Here is a 20,278-nt window from a genome sequence, read left to right on the forward strand (position 1 = left end):
GCCGTTTATGGGAATTGATTATAAGTATCTACGATCGCCTGATACTGTCATATCGTTCTTTGTTAATTCAAGGTATCTTGTACAGAACGACAGAGCAAAGACACTACTCTTGGGTGATTATGATGCCTTTTTTACCAGCTTTGGTTTAAAAATCGAATTTTGAGCATAGACATGAACACCTTTAAAATAATTCTGTTTTTAACAGTTAGTATTATCGCCTCCCATGTTTTGTTGGGTAGTGATGCAGGTGTCACATTTATTGGCCCATCAAATTATATTCCCCGGTTAGACTTGCCCCAAAATATTCCTTTACATAGCGCCGACTCATGTAAAGATTGTCACCGGGAAATTTATGACCAATGGCGGGAGTCCTTGCACAGCAAATCATCGACAAACCCTGTATTTCAGGCATGCTGGACGGCAAGGAATAATCCTCCCTTCTGCTCTAATTGCCATTTTCCCATGCTGGAACAGAAGCCTAAAATATTACGGGGGTTTAAAGAAACTGGCCCTTCGCCTTTTGTCGCAATAAAAAACAAAGAATTTGATGCTATTCTTATGAAAGAGGGCGTGACTTGTGTGGTTTGTCATTTGCGAAATAAAACCATTTATGGCCCCCGAAAGATAAAGGAAGGGGAAGCGCCGCACCCGGTTAAATACGATCCGTCTTTTCAAAAGTCTGAGTTCTGTTATACCTGTCATTCCTGGGGCTTTCCACGGGCAAGGATTAAAAAGACATGCTATACCAGCGATGAGTATAAAAGGTCGGGCAAAAAGGAGACCTGTCAGGATTGTCACATGGAGAGGAAAGAAGGGCTTGCCTCATTGGGAAAGCCAAGGCGTATTTACGGTATGCATGACCAGAAAAGCTCTCGCAGTCCTGAGGAATTAAGAAAAGCGCTTAAAACAGAATTAAAAACGGAAAAGGATACCTCTAAACCGGGAGATAAGGTAAAGGCCGAAATAAGGGTCACCAACACCGGGGCCGGGCATTATGTGCCAACGGGTTGCCCGGTCAGGGCCATTGCTGCCCGCGTGGCGGTGCTGGATGAAAATGGAGAGGAAAAGGGATTAAAGGAATATTTCATTACAAGGACATTCGAGTTTCCCGGATACCCAACGGAGGTGAAAGATGGGAGATTGGCGCCTGGAGAGTGTAAATCATTTTATTACAAATACAAAATCCCACGTGATGCATCCTTTAAAAAGCTAACGTTGCGATTAGACATGATTGAATATTTAATATTCCCCAAGAAGGCTGATGAGGCGCCCATACCTTTCAGCAAGATTACCGTACCTTTTTATTCTACATCGGTGGAAATAATGAAATGAGGAAGTTTGAAATTGAAAAAACTTGATTTAAGAAAAAAAGCTGATCGATTACGAATTCTTGCACACCCGACAAGGCTGGCAATCCTGGAAGAACTTTCCCGTGGAGCTAAATGTGTCACAGACATACAGGATTTGCTTGATGTGCCTCAGTCAAACGTCTCACAGCATTTAACGGCTCTTCGTCATGAACAGATTGTCGATTATCATGAGGACGGCAAACTTAGGTGTTATTACATTACGCGCCCAAAGCTGGTTGAAAAATTGCTTGCATTCTTATCGGAGGAATATCCTGTGGAGAGACGTTCTCCGGAGTCAGTTCACGGAGAAGGAAAGAGTCGGGAAAAGGCGTGCTCTCTTCGGTAGAAAACTTTTATGCATTTTTAGGAGGTAGTTATTGGATGGGTGAAGTGAAAGTTTACTTTGATAATAATGCAAGCACTCCAATTGACCCAAACGTGATCGTTGAGATGGAGCCGTTTATCAGGCAATATTATGGCAATCCTTCCAGTGGCCATTGGTTTGGTAAGAAGGGAAGGGAGGCTGTTGATACGGCAAGAAGACAAGTAGCTGAATTAATCGGGGCGAGTCCTCATGAGATTATCTTTACGAGCGGCGGGAGCGAGTCTAATAACCATGCATTAAAAGGTGTCGCTTTTGCCCTTAAAGGAAAGGGGAATCATATTGTTACTTCGGTTGTTGAGCATCCTGCAATAATCAATCCCTGCAAATATCTTGAAACAAAGGGATTCAAGGTAACGTATGTTGGCGTGGATGAGTATGGCTGCGTCAATGCCGATGATATTGAAGAAGCGATAATTGATGAGACAGTTTTAGTTTCGGTGATGCATGCAAACAATGAAACCGGAACTATTCAGCCGATAGCGGAAATTAGCAAGATATGCAGAAAAAGAGGAATTTATTTTCATTCTGACACGGCACAGTCCGTTGGAAAAATACCAGTGGACGTGAACGAGCTAGGCGTCGATTTGTTGACCATTGCAGGCCATAAATTTCATGCACCCAAAGGAGTCGGGGCGTTATACATCCGTGAAGGTGTGGACGTGGAACCATTGATTCATGGCGCCAGCCACGAAATGGGCCTGCGGGCAGGGACAGAAAATGTTGCAGGGGTAGGAGGGCTGGGAAAAGCAAGTCTGATGTCTGCCGTGAGAATGGATGAGTACATTAAAAATATCCGGTATTTGAGAGATTTGCTGCATGAAAAACTGAAGGGAATTGCAGCAGTGAAGTTAAACGGCCATCCCACGCAAAGACTTCCTAATACCCTGAATGTGAGTTTTGAGGGCATTGACAGCTCAGCATTGGTATCCAAGCTGGAAGACGTCGCTCTCTCAACAGGATCTGCTTGCCATGATCAGGTGAGACGGCCTTCCACTGTACTAACCGCCATGAATATTCCGGCAGAATTGGCAATGGGCGCAGTGAGGTTTAGTCTGGGGAGATTCAATACGGAAGATGAGGTAAATTACGTTGTTGATGAAATAAAAAGAGTTATGAGTGAAATAGGTATTAAAAAGATGAGGGGGGAAGATGTATGAAGATTGGAGTTATTATTTCAAGTAATGATGCCGAAACTTGCTGGAATGCCTTACGTTTTGCAAACTTCTGCCTGTCCCGGGAAGACGCGGTCAAGATATTTTTTACAGGCAAAGGAGTTGATTATCAAAGGATAAGCACTGAGAAGTTCAATACGATTGAGCAGGCGGAAAAATTTGTGCAAAGCGGGGGAAGGGTTTATGCCTGTGGCACTTGCATCAGATTAAGAAACCAGGAAGGTTCTGAAATGTGTCCTGTTTCTACAATGAAAGACATGTACGAAATTGTAAAAGAGAGCGATAAAATCGTAACATTCTAGACAAATTTCGTATCTATTCAGCGAAAATAATTTAGAATTTACTTGACAGATAATGAGAAAAGCAGGCAGCAAGTATGGTTAGCGATATATAGGGTTGCAGATGCGGTCACTGCAGTCCATAGGAAGTCTTTACAAAGAGAGGCGTGAGGTCTGTTCAGTGATAGAAATTCGAGCCTTTGTGGTGTGTTATAGAGCGAAAGAAAAGGGTGAAAAAATCTGTGGTATAATAGATGCAGTAGATAATTTCAGGCTAATTATACAGGTATCATCCATTGACGATAGAGAATATAGACGTAGACGCAACACTCCGGAAAGTAGAGAAGCTACTTTCTGAAGAGAAAGGGCTGTCACCGGCGGTGAGGTCAATGATAGAGTTGTTGGTATTATTGATAACACTGCTGGCAGGACGTCTGAACCGGAACAGCCGCAACAGCAGCAAGCCGCCCTCAAGTGATCCGAATCGCAAGAGAGAAAGCAAGGCGAAGGGTGAAAGGAAGGCAGGCGGGCAAAAGGGCCGTGATGGAGTAACGCTCAAAAAGGTAGACAATCCTGATGAGGTGGAAGTAATAAAAGTAGACCGGAGGAAGTATCCGCGCAGCAAATACAAGGTGGTAGGTTACGAAGCACGCCAGGTGTTTGATATAAAGATTTCGCGTGTAGTAACGGAGTATCGTGCAGAGGTAGTTGAGGATGCGAAAGGGAATCGGATTGTAGCGTCATTTCCGGAAGGGGTAACAAAGGCGGTGCAGTATGGTCCGGATTTGAAAGCGCATGCAGTCTATATGTCGCAGTATCAATTGATACCCTACAAGAGGATACAGGAGTATTTTGAAGGGCAGATTGGTATACCGCTGAGTGAAGGTTCTATTTACAACTTTAACAGGGAAGCCTACGAGTCATTGGAACCCTTCGATGTGAGAGCCAGGGAAGAACTTACAAAATCAGAGGTGATGCATGTGGATGAAACGGGCATCAACAAGAATGGAGACAGGTATTGGTTGCACAGTGCATCCAATAGTTTGTGGACGTACTTTTTCCCACATGAAAGGCGTGGAACAGAAGCGATAAATAGTATTGGTATATTACCTGAATTTAGGGGGATTCTTTGCCATGACCATTTGAAGTCGTATTACACCTATAGCAACTGTATGCATGCGTTGTGTAATGCGCACCACTTGAGGGAATTGGAGGGGGTGTGGGAAGATGATAATAAGCAGGAGTGGGCGAAAGAGATGAAAGCATTACTTAAAGAGATAAACCGTGCGACAAGCGATGCGGGGGGAATACTGGGAACCGATGAGTCTGAAAAATACCGGCAAAGGTATAGGACGATACTACAAAACGCAGAAGCCGAAAGCTCTCCTCCTGATGAAACGAACCGTAAGGGAAAAAGGGGTAGGGTAAGAAGGACAAAGGCCCGGAATCTTCTGGAACGATTGAGGAAGTATGAGGGTGATGTGCTGAGGTTTATGGACAATAAAAATGTCCCCTTTACGAACAATTTGGCAGAAAACGATATCAGGATGACGAAGGTTCAGCAGAAGATATCGGGCTGTTTTCGTTCTTTGGAGGGAGCGAAAATTTTCTGCCGCATTCGGAGTTATCTCTCGACCTGTCGAAAACAAGGGGTAAATTTGAGCCGGGCATTACAGATGCTATTCCGTGGTGAATTGCCTGATTTTGCCAGCTCGTAGCGACAGTGGATGAAAATACGCTGAATAGATACCAAATTTCTGCTAAAACATTCTCAAAAGAATTATGATTATGAACAATACATTATATAGAGGGATGCAAAGCGATGGACAGTAGCCGAAAGAAACATTGGGAAAATGTTTATGAACAAAAGAAACCGTCAGAGGTCAGTTGGTACCAGGTTAACCCTGCTGTGTCACTGGAGTTTATCACCTTGGCAAAACCAGACAATGCTGCAAAAATTATTGATGTGGGTGGCGGTGTGTCTGTCCTTGTGGATGAATTGCTGGAGAAGGGATATCGGGATTTAACCGTTCTGGATATTTCATCAAGAGCTATTCAATATGCTCGGGAGAGACTGGGCAGGCGGGCTGAAAATGTATGCTGGATTGAGGCCGATGTAACAGAATATGTCGCGCCCTATCCGTTTGACCTTTGGCATGACAGGGCGGTGTTTCATTTCCTGACCGATCCATCGGACAGAAAGAAATATGTTGAGGTATTACAAAATTCTTTGAAAAGGGGAGGGCATTTGATTATCGCCGCTTTTGCAATTGACGGCCCAACAAGGTGCAGCGGTCTTGATATTGAACAATACGACGCGGAAAAATTACAAAATGAATTAGGAAGCGAATTCCTTCTGATGGAGGAAAAACAGGAAATTCATGTTACTCCAGCCAGCAAAGAGCAGAAATTTGGTTTTTTCCGGTTTATGAGAAAATAATTAAATGGTATAGGAAGCAGAGAGGTGCATTCCTGTGCTGTATTATCAGCGATATCTATTATTTAAGGCCAATAACTATTTACATTTAACCTATGCTCCTGGGAGTACATTGTTCAATAAAAGGCAGTTTGCATAACGCCTTCAATGAAGCCGCGTCTTTGGGAATAGACACCTTTCAAATCTTTACGAAAAACCAACGCCAATGGAAAGAAAAAATCGTCGGTCCGGCGGAAAAAACAATTTTCAGAGAAACATTGCGGCAATCAAACATAAAAACAATTTTTTCACACGCATCCTATCTTATCAATCTTGCCACCAGCGATAGCAGAATTCACGCACTTACCCACAATTCCCTCCTGGGAGAGATTCAACGATGTGATGACCTTGGCATTGCGTCTATTATTATACATCCCGGTTTCACAAAAAATACCGGCAAACAAACCGGCATGAAAAACGTAATCAAAATGATAAAATCAGTACTCAAAAAAACAAACAACTCTCCCGTAAAAATCCTGATGGAAAACACTGCCGGCCAGGGGTCAAGCATTGGTTATCATTTCAAGCAGTTACAGCAATTAATTGAGGGAATCGGTTCTGGAAGAATAGGCGTCTGTTTTGATACATGCCATGCTTTCGCAGCGGGCTATGATATAAGGACGAAGATCGGATTTGAAACAACGATGGAGGAATTGGATGCCACGGTAGGCCTCAACTCCCTTTATGCCATTCATTTAAATGATTCGAAAGGGGCTTTGGGTAGTAAAATTGACCGGCACGAACATATCGGGCAAGGCGCTATAGGACTGGAACCCTTCAGACAGATTATGAATACAATGAAACACATACCGAAAATACTGGAAACACCAAAAGAGGGCGGCATGGATGTGAAAAATTTAAATATTTTAAAAGGATTGGTTGAAAATCGTTGATCCCAAAAAATCAAAGGGGATGTACACTGGTAAGAGAGAATATTTTTGCTTCATCACTTATCCTCCTCAAGACATTAATTCGCAACGAAAACCACACGTAAATATCGCTAGAATTCATAATATATTATTGTTAGACTAGATATCTTTAATAGCTACAGGCAAATGTAAATCTGGCTTTTCACAAATCCTTAGTAGTGCCATGCAATCTTCCCCAACAAGTAGTGAATACATCGTATAAAAAACTTTCCTATTAATATTATGAAGAAGTAACGTTATCCAGTGGAAAAAAACAACGAAAAAAAACGAAAGGGAATAGTTCACATAAATCATAAATATTGCAAACGCTGCGGTATCTGCGTAAATCTTTGCCCGGTGAAGAATCTGGAAATTAAAAACAAAATATTAATGGAATTGAATAAATGTATTGTCTGCAGAACCTGCCAGCGTTATTGCCCGGACATAGCCATTGAAATAGAGGAAATAAATGTCTAAACAATTATTGCAGGGAAACCAGGCAATTGTGTTGGGATCTGAGGTTGCAGGCCTGACATTTTTTGCCGGCTACCCCATTACTCCGGCATCGGAAATAATCCACAACCTGGTGAGCAGGAAAAAAGTAAAAGTACTGCAGATGGAAGATGAAATTTCCTCATTAAGCGCCGTTATCGGTGCGTCACTCGCCGGCCTTAAATCAATGACAGCCACGTCCGGCCCTGGATTCTCTTTAATGCAGGAAAACATCGGTCTCGCACACATGATGGAAGTGCCTCTGGTGATTGTTAATGTACAAAGAGTAGGGCCCAGCACCGGCATGCCTACCTTGCCCGCGCAGGGAGATGTTATGCAATGTATATATGGCAGCCACGGCGATTATTTTCCTATAGTATTTTATCCCAATTCCGTGACGGAGCTTTATACTCATACGATAACGGCATTTAATGCCGCCGAAGAATCGTTAAGCCCTGTTATACTGCTTAGTGACGGCTACATAAGCCACCTCTCTGAGACAATTGCCCCCCCTGTTAATTTTGTGATCAAAAATCGGGAACGGCTTCCGTTTGGCTGCGGGAATCGTCATTTCACCGGTTTATCACACTATGATTCTCAACCAAAAACCTCGGATGTTGACAATTACCGAAAACTTATTGCACGTCTGCATGAAAAACAATTACGCATTGCGGGGCAATATAACTATTACGAATACATTGAATGCCCGAAGAAAACCGACACATTACTTATCTCTTATGGAGCTTTATCAAGGGTGGCGTATTATTTCAAAAATGATTTTTCATTATTCCGGCCAATATTGATGTTTCCGGTTTTTGACGACCTTAAGCGCATCGCATCCCAATATAAAAAAATTATCGTTATGGAAATGAATACAGGCCAATATGCCCGTGAAATTGAACGTTTATTACACCGCGAAGTAACTTTGATCCCTATCCTCGGCGGGCGCATAAGCCTGGAAGAAATAAAGAGTGTACTCTCTGAAGTGATTAAAAAATGCTAAAAAACAAGGGTGTCGTTTTATCATGGAAAACAATGCTATAAAAGACGTCCAGTTCAAACGTTATCTGAAACTCGAACTGCTGCCAACGCCATGGTGCGGGGGTTGCGGAAATGGTATTGTGCTGAAAACCATATGCCAGGCCTTTTATGAACTCAACTACCCTTTGCAAGGCACGGTAGTCGTTTCGGGGATTGGCTGCGCAGGGAGAAGTGCGGGATTTTTTAATCTTGATTCAGTACATACCACCCATGGCAGGGCAATTCCCGTAGCAGAAGGTATTAAATATGCGAACGAAAAGCTTAATGTGGTAGTCGTGAGCGGGGACGGCGACCTGATGGGTATTGGCGGCAACCATCTTTTGCATGCCATCCGGAGAAACACAAACATTACTGTTATTTGTTATGCAAATGAAATCTATGGCATGACCGGCGGCCAGGTTTCTCCCATCACCCCAAGGGGTTGCGAGACGTTAACCACGCCGGGAGGAAATCCTGATAATCCCATGGATATACAATATCTGTTTAAAGGCAACAAAAGTTTCTTTGCACGCACCACGGCATATCACCTCAGCCACATGAGAAAATGCATCGTGGCGGCCTTGCAATTTAACGGCTTTTCTTTTGTCGAAGCAAGAACCATGTGTCTCGTCAATTACGGACGCCGGTTAGGGTACAAAAACTCCAATGCAATGTTGAACCACTATAAGGAATTTTACAAAATTAATGATAATGCTGAAGAACTGGCGTCAAATGAGATTGGTATATTACAACACCGCAATCGGCCTGATACATAATTAGTTGTCAACAAAAAATACTTCATCAAAAGTGGAATTTATTACCACACTTTTCTCAGCGTCTTTAGGCTTTTCAAATAGTCTTCGTACTCCAGGTTTGCCTCGATTTTGTACTCTTTTAATATATCCATCATCTTTGCTATTGAGACACCTGCAATATGCGCAGCTTTTTCGAGAGATGCCTCTGATTTTTTATATTTTTCTATGGCAAGCATAACCCGCCCGAGGTCTACCAGCTCTCTTATTTTTTTTGAGACATCTTCATTTTCCTCTTTTGCCAGTGAGGAAAGAAATTTGTAATCAGTATCACCTATGCGGATACTCAAGGTCTTTGTTGCCATTTTATGTACCTCCTCTTAATAGTTTTGTAGCATCGCGAATTATTTCTTTACTATATCGTCCTATTAATTGTAATTTCTGTAATTTAAGAAGCGCTGTTTCGCTATCGATAAGCGTTTTTTCAAATGCTCTTATCAAAATAGTTATTGCAGTAACAAAATCTAACTTGAGCATTTTGCATGCCCTTATCGCATTTCTATCATCGGTCGCCACCATGGATATCCCTTTCTCGATCGATAAAATAATTGCCTCTGCTTCCCCTCTATCGATGCTAAAGTCTTCCATAATATTTTTTGTCTGTGCAATGCCTTTCACCTTAAAAACTTCGATTTTATGATCATTGATTAGTTTTTCTATAGCAGGTACTTCAATTCTGCGATCTTCGCATACTTCCGTCATAACTGTTTCTGGAATCAAGACTTTACCTCTAAAATTAGAGACAACCATGTCGAGCATGTCTATTTTAGCGAGAAGTATTAATGTGGATGAATCAAATACTATCATTCACTAATTGTATGACAAATGTAATACAAATGTCAATATTAGAGATAATTGATTTTGGTATTCAATTTATTTGCCTGACAATCCATGCCGTGTAACATCTTGTGCGCCATGCCGGTTGACATAAATAAACAATAAGTATTACAAGAAATGAAATTGCACCCTCTCTCAACGACACGGCTTTTTTTAAAAGCCGGATTGCTACAATATTTCTTATAGTGAAACCAAAATTTTTAATAAATATTTTGAACTCTCATTGAAAAGAGGGTATAAACCAGATAACACGCTAGCGTTAAAATAGAGTTTTCATCCCCCCCCAAAAACAACATAACAATTGCATCAACCCGACCCTTACGGGTAGTGCGTTTTCTTAAAATTTGTAGTCCGCAGCGGGTGTTTGGGTTTATGAACGTACGCCCCCTTTTTCCCTGCTGCAGGTTATGTAAAACGTTAAAATCTGATTTATTATGAATGCAACTGCAGTTTCAACCAAAATGCCGGGAAGCTGGAAATGGCAGGTAATCCCTGTTGCATTTATGGTTATATGGTCATGTATTATCTTTGTTAACACGTTGCGGAATAATTTTGTTTATGATGATTCTGTTACGATTGTTAATAACCATTTGATTAAGAATTGGGATAATTTCCGGACGTTGTTTTCCTTTCAGTATTTCATGCTTTCCGGAGAGATAAGCTATCGTCCTATGGTTACGTTTACCTATTTTCTTGACTATTCTCTTTGGGGAGAAAACCCATCGGGGTATCACTTCACTAATCTCCTCTTTCATATTGCAAATGTAACAGTATTCTACTTTTTTATTAAAAAGATAACGCGGATACATTCATTGGCGTTTATTTCAGCATTATTGTTTGCCACCCATCCCGTAATAACAGAAACAGTTAATTCTATCAGCTATCGCGAAGATATCCTTGCCGCCTTCTTTTATCTAATGACGTTTATCCTGTTCTTAAAAATCGACGATGGCTTGAAGAAGAAAGGCGCATTTTATCTGTGTTATTCCGGTTCTTTGACTTTCTATGCACTGTCGTTATTTTCAAAAGAGATGGCAGTAACTCTGCCGGTAATGCTCGTGATATATACATTCTTTTTTCCATCAAAAAATAATCCTTTTAAAGAGTGTGTTAAAAAAATGAAAGGCGTCTATATTGGATATTTTTTAGTCACGTGCTGCTATTTAATTATTCAGTTTTGGGTATTTAAGGATGTGTCTATTAATCTGAGCGAGTCCGGGCAAAGCATCTTTGTGATGTTTAAGGTACTTGCCTCGTATATAAAGCTTTTGTTCCTACCTTTTGACCTTAATGCTGATTATGTGATTCTGCCGGTATTGGCAGATGTGGTATCGTTTTCAATCTCTGTCGTTTTGATAATTGTACTGATTATTGTTTTATTGCGTATAGGGAAAGGAAACAAATTATTCTGTTTTTTTGCAGTGTGGTTTTTTGTCACCCTTTCGCCGGTGTCAAATATAATCCCGTTAAGCAATATCATGTCAGAGCGTTACATGTATATTCCCCTCATGGGATTTTCGGGCGCTGTGGGTGTACTGTTCTGGAAGGGTGTTTCAGAGAATATTTTTGCGAAGATATGCTTTGGCGTGATTTTAATCGTTTTTGCCTTTATAAGTATTTCCCGGAATGTCGTATGGCATGATGAATTTGCTCTGTGGCATGATGCCCTGGCAAGAGAACCTGACAGTGCACGCGCACACCACAACCTTGGGGTGGTATATAATTCAAAAGGGATGTATGAAAAGGCGGAGTATGAGTATAAAAAGACCCTGGAAATAAAACCGAATGATGCCGGGGCGTATTATAATCTGGGGAATTTATACGAACGAAAGGAACTGATTGGCGATGCTATCGCAGCATATGAAAAGGCAATACAATCAAATCCCTACCATGCAGATGCATACAATAATATAGGAAATATTTATAAAAAAAAGAAACAGTATCCTGCGGCAGTGAAAATGTATGAAAAAGCGATCCGGTGCAATCCGTTCGATTTCCGCTATCACAGTAATTTAGGGCTTATCTATCTTGAAACAAAAAATTACCGTGAGTCTGTTGACGCCTTTCTGAAAGCATTAAAAATCGCACCCGATAAATCTTCAACGCACAATTCACTGGGAAATGTTCTTAAAGAAATGGGAGATTTTGATGGCGCGGAAGAGGCATACAAAACAGCGCTTCAATTAGACCCTGCCGATGCAAATATTCACAATAGTTTAGGGATGTTATACACAAACATGAAACAATTTGATAAAGCAATGAGAGAGTTTGATACGGCGATCCGGCTCGACCCGAAAATGGCAAGCGCATATAACAATTTGGGAATTGCCTATGCAAATAAAGGCGACGGGGAAAAAGCGGCAGAGGCATTAAACACAGCGGTAGCCCTTGGATTTGACGGCGCGGATGTGCATAATAATCTGGCATGTGTGTACATGACAATGGGAATGACGGATAATGCCATCCGGGAACTTGACATCGTCCTGGAATATGACCAAACAGATTGCTATGCGCATTGCAATCTTGGCATTGCCTATCTATCCAAAAAAAATGTTGATAAGGCTATTTCTGAGTTTGAAGAGGCTATTAAAATCAATGCGGATGACGCGGATTTTCACCATTACCTTGGCAATGCCCTTATGGAAAAAGGAAGATATGGAGAGGCAGTTGACGCATTTGCACGAGCAATAGAAATTAATCCTGAAAATTCCTCGGTGCACAAGGCGCTCGGCGTTGTGTATGCGAATTATTTCAACAACACCCGGAAAGCATTATTTCATTTAAAAGAAACACTGCGGTTAAATCCAAATCAGCCAATGGCAGGCGAAATAGAAGCGGCTATCGTTACATTAAGCGGCGGTAGCGATGGCATGGCGCAAAAGCCATGATAGGCGAATAAGTAGTTCATGTCATATCAATTTAAAATTTCATAACTCTTGATCTGGTGGAATTTGATTTGATACCAGATTAAATACAAGACGCAAATTTGTACATGGCAGGACGTGCGTATAGCCTGTCCAGTCTCCATGTTCCATTACAGGGTTTAAAAACAGGTGTCATGCCATTTCCCACTCAGCAATGGTGAAGCTTTTTAATCCTTGCCTATCCCACTGGAATTAATAGGCTTAGGTACTTTTTGACTAAAAAAAATACTTCAGAAGCTCTGAGAGTTGAGGCGAGATAGGTGGGCGCTTGCCATTTGGACAAAGACGGAGCATTTTTTTCGAAATATCCTTTTCAAGCGCACAGATTTTCTCTACAATATCGCACAGCGCCACATTTTTGTTTGGGAAAATGGGCTGGTGCGCGTGTTATTTACCCCAAAAATTGATTATCCTGCCCTGTGATTTTATGGCCAGGGAAAATTTTACAAAAGCCCTATCAGTGCAATTTTGCATTCGGCACAGTCTATACATTACATTTAGGTACTTTTTGGCGAAAAAACACTTCGGGAGTTTTGAATTGCCGTTATTGCCGTTATTGATGTATAATGCTTAGTAATTTCGGAAATTCTTAAAAAAACTAAAACGGTTGTAAAATATCGTTTTTTACCGCAGTATAAGAGGTTTTAATGCGGCGTTAACATTGCACTGGCTGCAATGAAAATGTCCTTGACAAGATATTCTACCGCTGTATAATGTTGAAAATTTTTATGCCTTGAAATTTTGCATGAAAATCTTTTAAAAATTTGTTTAATAAAGAACCTGGGAAGGGGGTGGTTAGGCTAAAGATTATTTAATGTTCCTGCTTTTACCTGTGATTCTCGCTTGTGTCACTTAGGTAATAACCGTAGTTTTAAAAGTGTTTAAAGTAAAGAAAGGAGAAGATGTAATGTTTGAAATTTTTAAGAAACCATTGTCCAGGATTGTAGGTGCGACGTTTGCCTTTGCAGGCGTAACCTTGCTAGCTTGCGCTATGGAAAATGGTGTTGCAATGGCTGAAGGACCAACTTTTCAGGACGTAGCATCACAGGTATTCGGCCAGCCAGTTGGCCCGGATAATGATGGCACCTTGTATATATTTGGGTTGACCGCTAAATATACTGAACCTGAATATGTTGATGGACGTGGGCCATACAAGTCTTTTTTGAAGATGTTACCGTCGATTCGTTGGTACGATCCGGAGCATTATTGGACAAATGGAAGCCAGACAGAAGGGGTATTCAAGAACGAAGAATGCGTATTGTGCCATACAGTACAAACTCCGACGATTGTGAACGATTGGAAGCAAAGTTCGCATGGCAGCAAGGACATAAGGAGAGGGATTGGCATAAAGAAGGATGGAAAACCGGTTGAAGATTTGGTTGGTTGTGCTGATTGTCATGGTAATAACCACCAGAAGCTTGAAATGCCAACCTATAAGCTCTGTAACGACTGTCATCCAAAAGAAACAGCGGAACACAGGGCTGGCGGTTTGGGGTCTCATACTCATGCATACACAGTTAACGTGTTGGAATTTTCATGGCACGTAGGGAAACCTGCTGAAGAGGTTACTGGCTGTGCGCATTGTCATGCTATTGCGGAAAACAGATGTTCCGGTTGCCACACAAGGCACAAATTTGACCCGGCTGAGGCAAGAAAACCGACCGCTTGCAGGGTTTGTCATATGGGTATAGACCATGATGAATGGGCTATGTACAATACCTCTATCCATGGAGCATTGTATGAAGCAGAATCAGCCAGGATGGACTGGGGCAAGAAGTTGAAGAAGGGTAACTACAGGGTGCCGACCTGTGCTTATTGCCATATGCAAAACGGCGATCACAATCCGCAGAGGTTTGGAACGATCTATAGCGATATGGGCATGTTCCAGGTAGACCGCGGGGCACCAAAACATAAAGCGAAAAGAGACTCTTGGATTAAGTTATGCCAGGACTGTCATTCGCCAAGGTTCGCAGCGGATAAACTCAAAGAAATGGACGCAGGTGTTAATTTGAGTTTTACAAAGTGGAGAGAGGCAGCTGCGGTTATCGTGGGTTGTTATCTTGATGGTGTAGTTGACCCAATGCCTGAAGGATCAGCTCCTGATTGGTACGGTCATTATACTTTCAGCTTGTTACCAGGCGGAGATCCAAGGTTCTACGCGACTTCTAACTTAGAGCGTTTAGGGCTGGAAATGATTTGTTACCTGACCGGTAACGTTTATAAGGCATATGCACATATGTCTATGTACAATCAAACGTACGGAAATGGAAGCGCCTTTGAGCAGGACAGAAAATTGGTTGAAATCAAAACCGAAGCAGCTAAGTTGAGAAGGTTTGCAGCTATTGAGAAAAAGATCGGTTTAGAACACAAATCTGCTGATTTCTGGAAACATGGTGAATATCTTGATTTACTCCCAGGCTGGAAGAGAAAACCTGGCGACGTGGATGTTGAATGGTTCAAGAGAACTGATATTCCTCACCGTGCTAATGCAGATGCTGGTGTAGAAATACATCACTAAGTTTCATGTACCTGATTTAATTTTCAGGATATATATGTTGTCGAGCAATGAGGGTAGCAGAGGTCAATTTGCTACCCTCATTGTATTTATTCGGTACTTTTATGTGCGTTGTATCTTTATAAATGAGTTAGGTTTTTAGGGAAATTCAAGATAAACTACAGATTGTGCAGAGATAAATACATAATCTGTGTAATCCGTAGTTTCAATCCTTTTTTGCCTGTTTGAAACCTTGTATCTCCAGGCAATTAAGTATTAAGAGAAAATTACTTGTTTTAAAATGAAAGAAGGAGGTTTAAATTATGAGCATCACTACTTCAAAAATAAGAACTCCTGCGTATGAAAAATTATCGGTGGCAGATGGTTTTTCTGCTAAAATGGGGCATTTTGGCCGCTTTGGCGGAAAGTTTGTGCCGGAAACGATTATGCCCTCTCTCGACCAATTGGAACAAGCATATAATGATGCGAAAAACGATCCGACATTCAATACAGAACTGGAATACTATTTGAGAGAGTATGTGGGGCGTCCTTCAACCCTTTATTATGCGGAAAGGCTGACAAAAAAACTTGGCGGCGCTAAAATATATCTCAAAAGGGAGGATTTAAATCATACCGGAGCACATAAAATTAATAATACGATTGGGCAAATATTGCTTGCTTTGAGGATGGGAAAAAAGCGCATTATTGCTGAAACTGGCGCTGGACAGCATGGCGTCGCCACGGCTACTGCTGCTGCAATGTTTGGTGTTCAATGTGATGTATATATGGGCGAAGAAGACATGAGACGTCAGTCGTTGAATGTTTTTAGAATGAAGCTGCTCGGAGCAAAGGTTATTCCCGTCGTCAGTGGTTCGAAAACATTAAAAGATGCTACAAATGAGGCTTTGAGGGACTGGATGGGGTCGGTAAAACACACTCATTACATTATTGGTTCTGTTGTTGGTCCTCATCCTTACCCAACAATGGTAAGAGATTTCCAGTTAGTAATAGGACGAGAAGCAAAAAAGCAGATATTGGAAAAGGAAAACCGGCTGCCGGATTATCTTATTGCCTGTGTTGGTGGCGGTAGTAATTCAATAGGATTGTTTCATCCATTCATTGACGACAAAGAGGTAAAAATGATTGGCGTAGAAGCGGGAGGCACTGGCCCTGGAGTAGGCCAGCATGCATCGACTCTGACAAGCGGGAAAGTAGGTGTGTTGCATGGAAGTGTAAGCTATGTTCTTCAGGACGATGATGGGCAAACATTGCCGGTGCATTCAATTTCTGCCGGTTTGGACTATCCCGGCGTTGGTCCCGAGCACAGCTATTTGAAAGACATTGGAAGGGCTGATTATGTTTCGATAACTGACGAAGAAGCGGTAAGCGCCTTTCAGGAATGTGCCCGATTAGAAGGGATTATTCCAGCCCTTGAGGCCGCACATGCTATTGCGTATACAATGAAACTTGCTCCTGTTTTGAGTAAGGACAAATTGATTATTGTTTGTTTATCCGGTACTGGAGATAAGGATTCCTTTGAAGTGGCAAAAAAACTAGGCTACGTCATCTAGTGGAATACCACATATAAAATAATCGTAAGTAAATAAGGTATTTAATTCGAAGTAAAGCACAGTCTCTATTTGATTTTTAGAGTAGAGAAATCGTTATAGTTTTGTTGAGATGATTCCAATGAACAGGATTGATAAAAAATTTGAAGAATTAAAAAGAAAAAAGGAGCCTGCTTTTATTCCGTTTATTACGGCCGGAGACCCTGACATCGAAACAACAGAGGACTTGATTCTTGCTTTTGAGAAAAAAGGGGCAGATATTATTGAGCTTGGTGTACCATTTTCCGACCCTATTGCAGATGGGCCTGTTATTCAGGCATCATATCACAGGGCATTGGGAAAAGGGGTAAAGGTTGCGCAAATATTCGATATGATTTCGAGGCTTCGCAGTAAAACTCAAATACCTGTAGTCGGAATGATTTCTTATAGTATTGTGTACAAATTTGGAAGTAAAGCTTTTGTTGAAATGGCTTTAAAGGCAGGGTTTGACGGATTGACTATCCCAGACCTTCCCATTGAAGAAAATGAAGAAATATTTGAAATCTCATCCAAAAATGATTTAAAAATTGTTTGTTTTGTGGCCCCAACAACAACGAATCAACGAATGAACCTTATTACTCAAAGAACGCAGGGGTTTTTGTATTATATTTCGGTGGTGGGGATTACCGGAGCAAGGGATATGTTGCCCGATGATATTGTACAAAATATTAATAAACTTAAACAGCTTACTAGTATTCCTATTGTAGTAGGTTTTGGGGTATCCACAGCCAAACAAGCAAGTATGGTCGGAAAGATCGCAGAAGGCGTAATTGTTGGCAGCGCTATTGTAAGAGAAATTGAAAAATATGAACACGAACTTCATGAGAAGCGGATAGAAAATGTTGGTAATTTTGTTGAGGAGTTAGTTATTGGGACAAAGAATTTGCCGAAAACACCTTTGGTAAGCATTGGTTAGTTGAAGTTTTATTTTTAATATCATTTAAAAAAAAGAAAAAACGTAACTATTCAGCGTGTTTGAGCAAAAAACATTATATGTGGTAGAGAATGCTTGTTTTGTATTTTCAGACTATATGTGGTAGTACAACCTGTGGCTAAATTTTATGTTTTTAGTCATTTTATGCCATATATGGTAGTCGCAAAATCACGCTGAATAGTTACAAGAAAGAAAAAACAGGATATATTTTGGATCAGAACAAAGAAAAAGGGTACACTCAATATCAAAAGAAGGTTATTAAGGGATTTTATGAAAATAAAGACCTGCGACTAATACAAAACCTTGGAGAGCTGGTTTCTGATATGTACCTGATAACGGACGAAAAAAAGAAGGATTCCGGCTGGAAGAGAATTAAGAAAATACTTGCCGATTTGAAGGTGCACCCTAACGAAGTGGAATATTTGACTAAAGAGAGAAACCTTGCGGTAATTTCAAAAAAAATAGAAGAAATATTCTAATGGCAAGCAGGAGGCCGGCGTTAGTTAATATGGGCAATTTATGATTTATCAAAATCAACCGCAATGTCGGTTATAAGTGTCTGTGCAGACACTTATAATTGCTACGTTTTTAAGTTCTGCCACTAAAAATCAGTATGTCTGGTTTTCCACAATACAGCTTCAGATGGGAATTAAACTGTGACCCTCTCTTAAAGCGGATGTTCACCCCAAGTCAAAAAACAAAAGTGCCGTAAAAGCCTTATATTTATTGACTTTTACGCCGAACAGCAAGCTTTTTTCTAGTGACTACCCGTATGTTCCGGCTTGGCAATACTTCTGGCAACTTTATCTGTAATGCCTCTAATAATTCATGTGATTGTTGCCGCGGACGCGGGATCTTCTGGCAACTAGCTTTTTGGCCTTTGATTGTTACTTCCATCGAACAAATGGTCGTCAATTGTGCGAGACCTTCCTCTACCGTCAAGTCAAAATTCTTCCACGCTCTGCGCAGCCTTCGAATTATCATGTACGCAAGCATTACCACAAACACATGTCCCCGTGTACTATCCTCCTTTCTTACATACACCGGACGAACCTCCAAATTCACCGTCTTACAGTCCCGAAACGCCTTCTCCACTTCCGTTAAATCCTTGTATCGTTCATGTACCAGATTGGTATCCGCCTCGTTCTCCTCAAGATCAGTCTTGATTGCGTAACAACCATCAAGGTATGATGCCTCCTTTAATGCTTCCTCATCTCTCTCTATCTTTAGCGTCCTATCCTCTTCTTTTATCTGCACCCACCCATCAAGTTTCAATCTCGTTAGCCTTTCCCTTGTTGTTTCCAGGGCCTTCGATACTGACGACTTAGGATGTTCCTTCAGATAACTGTTCTTCTTCACGATGTATTTCTCTATACTCTGTAATTTTGATACACGGGTCTTTGACATCTCTTCCGCCCTTACCGGATTGCGCCTCAGAATATATCTAACCTCATCATCCTTTATCTCGCAGAGCTTTTCTTCGAACAATCCTAATTGCAGTATCCCTTTATTTATCAACGACTCTATCTGCGGCTTGGTTATCGCCGTTATGTAATGAAACCCTTCCGGTAAACTTTCGATTTGCACCGTCTTGATCATCCCACGATCTCCTACAATCGTTACATCTTTGCATCCAAACCGCTCTAATACCTTCTTTACCTGAGATTCAAAGGTCTTCGGATCCTGGGTGTTGCCCCTAAATACTTCTGTTGATACCGGCTCCCCGGATTCATCACAAAGCATACCGATCACTATCTGTTTTTTCCTCTTTTTGCCGTCACGATTATACCCGTACTCACCAAAATGATTCGACTTCCCCTCTAAATAACTGCTCGTCACGTCATACAAAAACAACTTCGGCTTATTGCCTCCTCGTCTTAATGCTACGTCTTAGAATAAATGCTCCAAAAATGCCCAATTAGTCTCAGAATATTTGAGTCTAATACCCAGCAAATGATTTGAAAAATCTTACCCAGCTACCCCGCATTTTTTTTATCCTGCGTAAGTATTTCACTTGATTTTTTGTTCACGTTAAGAAAAATACATCGTTTACCCCGTTAGAAAGAAGTTACGTCCGTAAGGCGGAGTAAAGCCTCATTAAATAGTTTGGAAGGGGTTAAAACCACTTCCAAACTTCCTAACGGCGGTTTACTTCCCAGTTCCCCGTTTTCACGAGGACAAGTTTTGTAAGATTTTTCCGGAACATAAAAAACTCAGGGCAGGAGGACCGAACGTTGGGAAACTTCATCCTCCTGCCCATTTCCCCTCTATACAAAGGAGGCAGTGCGTGAATATTATAGAAAAAATCCACAAGCATGAAAAGCTTATTGCGACAAAACAGAAGCCATGCTTTTGTCCAAAGTGCAAGAGTACCCATGTCAATTTCACCCTTCATGAATGCAGATATCGGTTGTTTCACGTTATTATCGACTCCCTTGTTCATACGATAGAATCTTTCCTGGGACGTTGGAAATGTTCCTTGTGCAAGAAGACGTTTACTTCCTATCCTGAGTATGCGCTCCCTTACAAGCGGTACGTAAAGGATCACTGTCTCTCCTTCAGTCAGGCTTATGTCAAAGATGATACAGAA

The 20,278-nt window shown here is 41.3% G+C and carries 18 protein-coding genes and 1 pseudogene; 15 read left to right on the plus strand and 4 right to left on the minus strand.

The features are described from left to right. The first annotated feature begins 171 nt into the window (after window positions 1-171). The 10 genes from KSMBR1_RS13340 to KSMBR1_RS13385 all read left to right on the plus strand — a co-directional run bounded on the left by KSMBR1_RS13340 (window position 172) and on the right by KSMBR1_RS13385 (window position 8,856). Complete coding sequence (locus KSMBR1_RS13340) at window positions 172-1,332, plus strand: multiheme c-type cytochrome (protein WP_099325775.1); 1,161 nt, start codon at window positions 172-174, stop codon at window positions 1,330-1,332. Between the two features lie 12 nt (window positions 1,333-1,344). After that, entirely contained in the window at window positions 1,345-1,695 is a 351-nt protein-coding gene (locus KSMBR1_RS13345) for an ArsR/SmtB family transcription factor (protein WP_099325776.1), read from the plus strand. Window positions 1,696-1,730: 35 nt separating this feature from the next. Beyond that, on the plus strand, window positions 1,731-2,891 hold the full coding sequence (locus KSMBR1_RS13350; protein ID WP_099325777.1) for a cysteine desulfurase family protein: 1,161 nt from the start codon (window positions 1,731-1,733) through the stop codon (window positions 2,889-2,891). Further along, on the plus strand, window positions 2,888-3,208 hold the full coding sequence (locus KSMBR1_RS13355) for a DsrE family protein (protein WP_099325778.1): 321 nt from the start codon (window positions 2,888-2,890) through the stop codon (window positions 3,206-3,208). The genes KSMBR1_RS13350 and KSMBR1_RS13355 overlap by 4 nt, the downstream gene beginning before the upstream one ends. 272 nt (window positions 3,209-3,480) lie before the next feature. Continuing rightward, complete coding sequence (locus KSMBR1_RS13360; protein ID WP_099325779.1) at window positions 3,481-4,902, plus strand: IS66-like element ISCku5 family transposase; 1,422 nt, start codon at window positions 3,481-3,483, stop codon at window positions 4,900-4,902. Window positions 4,903-5,006: 104 nt separating this feature from the next. Next, window positions 5,007-5,624, plus strand: a complete 618-nt coding sequence (locus tag KSMBR1_RS13365; protein ID WP_099325780.1) for a class I SAM-dependent methyltransferase — start codon at window positions 5,007-5,009, stop codon at window positions 5,622-5,624. Window positions 5,625-5,716: 92 nt separating this feature from the next. Beyond that, on the plus strand, window positions 5,717-6,553 hold the full coding sequence (locus KSMBR1_RS13370; protein WP_099325781.1) for a deoxyribonuclease IV: 837 nt from the start codon (window positions 5,717-5,719) through the stop codon (window positions 6,551-6,553). A 279-nt stretch (window positions 6,554-6,832) separates the two neighbouring features. Next, complete coding sequence (locus KSMBR1_RS13375) at window positions 6,833-7,045, plus strand: 4Fe-4S dicluster domain-containing protein (RefSeq protein WP_099325782.1); 213 nt, start codon at window positions 6,833-6,835, stop codon at window positions 7,043-7,045. Continuing rightward, on the plus strand, window positions 7,038-8,063 hold the full coding sequence (locus KSMBR1_RS13380; protein WP_099325783.1) for a 2-oxoglutarate synthase subunit alpha: 1,026 nt from the start codon (window positions 7,038-7,040) through the stop codon (window positions 8,061-8,063). Before KSMBR1_RS13375 ends, KSMBR1_RS13380 begins: the two co-directional genes overlap by 8 nt. 22 nt (window positions 8,064-8,085) lie before the next feature. Next, window positions 8,086-8,856, plus strand: coding sequence for a thiamine pyrophosphate-dependent enzyme (locus KSMBR1_RS13385; RefSeq protein WP_099325784.1), 771 nt, complete (start codon window positions 8,086-8,088; stop codon window positions 8,854-8,856). A 41-nt stretch (window positions 8,857-8,897) separates the two neighbouring features. Here KSMBR1_RS13385 and KSMBR1_RS13390 read toward each other — a convergent pair whose 3' ends face one another. Both KSMBR1_RS13390 and KSMBR1_RS13395 read right to left on the minus strand, forming a co-directional pair. Beyond that, entirely contained in the window at window positions 8,898-9,197 is a 300-nt protein-coding gene (locus KSMBR1_RS13390; protein WP_099325785.1) for a UPF0175 family protein, read from the minus strand. Between the two features lies 1 nt (window position 9,198). Further along, on the minus strand, window positions 9,199-9,699 hold the full coding sequence (locus KSMBR1_RS13395) for a PIN domain-containing protein (RefSeq protein ID WP_099325786.1): 501 nt from the start codon (window positions 9,697-9,699) through the stop codon (window positions 9,199-9,201). Window positions 9,700-10,163: 464 nt separating this feature from the next. On the opposite strand from KSMBR1_RS13395, the gene KSMBR1_RS13400 reads away from it, so the two are divergent. From KSMBR1_RS13400 to KSMBR1_RS13420, 5 genes are all read left to right on the plus strand, one after another. Continuing rightward, entirely contained in the window at window positions 10,164-12,617 is a 2,454-nt protein-coding gene (locus KSMBR1_RS13400; RefSeq protein WP_099325787.1) for a tetratricopeptide repeat protein, read from the plus strand. 943 nt (window positions 12,618-13,560) lie between these two features. Then, complete coding sequence (locus tag KSMBR1_RS13405; RefSeq protein ID WP_099325788.1) at window positions 13,561-15,171, plus strand: hydroxylamine oxidase; 1,611 nt, start codon at window positions 13,561-13,563, stop codon at window positions 15,169-15,171. A 374-nt stretch (window positions 15,172-15,545) separates the two neighbouring features. Continuing rightward, a complete protein-coding gene (gene trpB, locus KSMBR1_RS13410) occupies window positions 15,546-16,718 on the plus strand; it encodes a tryptophan synthase subunit beta (protein WP_099327065.1) in 1,173 nt (390 codons plus the stop codon). A 118-nt stretch (window positions 16,719-16,836) separates the two neighbouring features. After that, window positions 16,837-17,670, plus strand: coding sequence for a tryptophan synthase subunit alpha (gene trpA / locus KSMBR1_RS13415; RefSeq protein ID WP_157820605.1), 834 nt, complete (start codon window positions 16,837-16,839; stop codon window positions 17,668-17,670). Between the two features lie 227 nt (window positions 17,671-17,897). Beyond that, entirely contained in the window at window positions 17,898-18,167 is a 270-nt protein-coding gene (locus KSMBR1_RS13420) for a hypothetical protein (protein ID WP_099325790.1), read from the plus strand. A gap of 244 nt (window positions 18,168-18,411) precedes the next feature. Here the strand turns inward: KSMBR1_RS13420 and KSMBR1_RS13425 are convergent. Together KSMBR1_RS13425 and KSMBR1_RS13430 are read right to left on the minus strand one after the other, a co-directional pair. Next, window positions 18,412-19,554, minus strand: a pseudogene (locus KSMBR1_RS13425) (IS1634 family transposase); the annotation flags it as partial. A gap of 271 nt (window positions 19,555-19,825) precedes the next feature. After that, entirely contained in the window at window positions 19,826-20,236 is a 411-nt protein-coding gene (locus KSMBR1_RS13430; protein ID WP_099323529.1) for a hypothetical protein, read from the minus strand. Window positions 20,237-20,278 lie beyond the last annotated feature (42 nt).

Source organism: Candidatus Kuenenia stuttgartiensis (assembly GCF_900232105.1).
In the GTDB taxonomy this organism is placed as follows: Bacteria; Planctomycetota; Brocadiia; order Brocadiales; family Brocadiaceae; genus Kuenenia; species Kuenenia stuttgartiensis_A.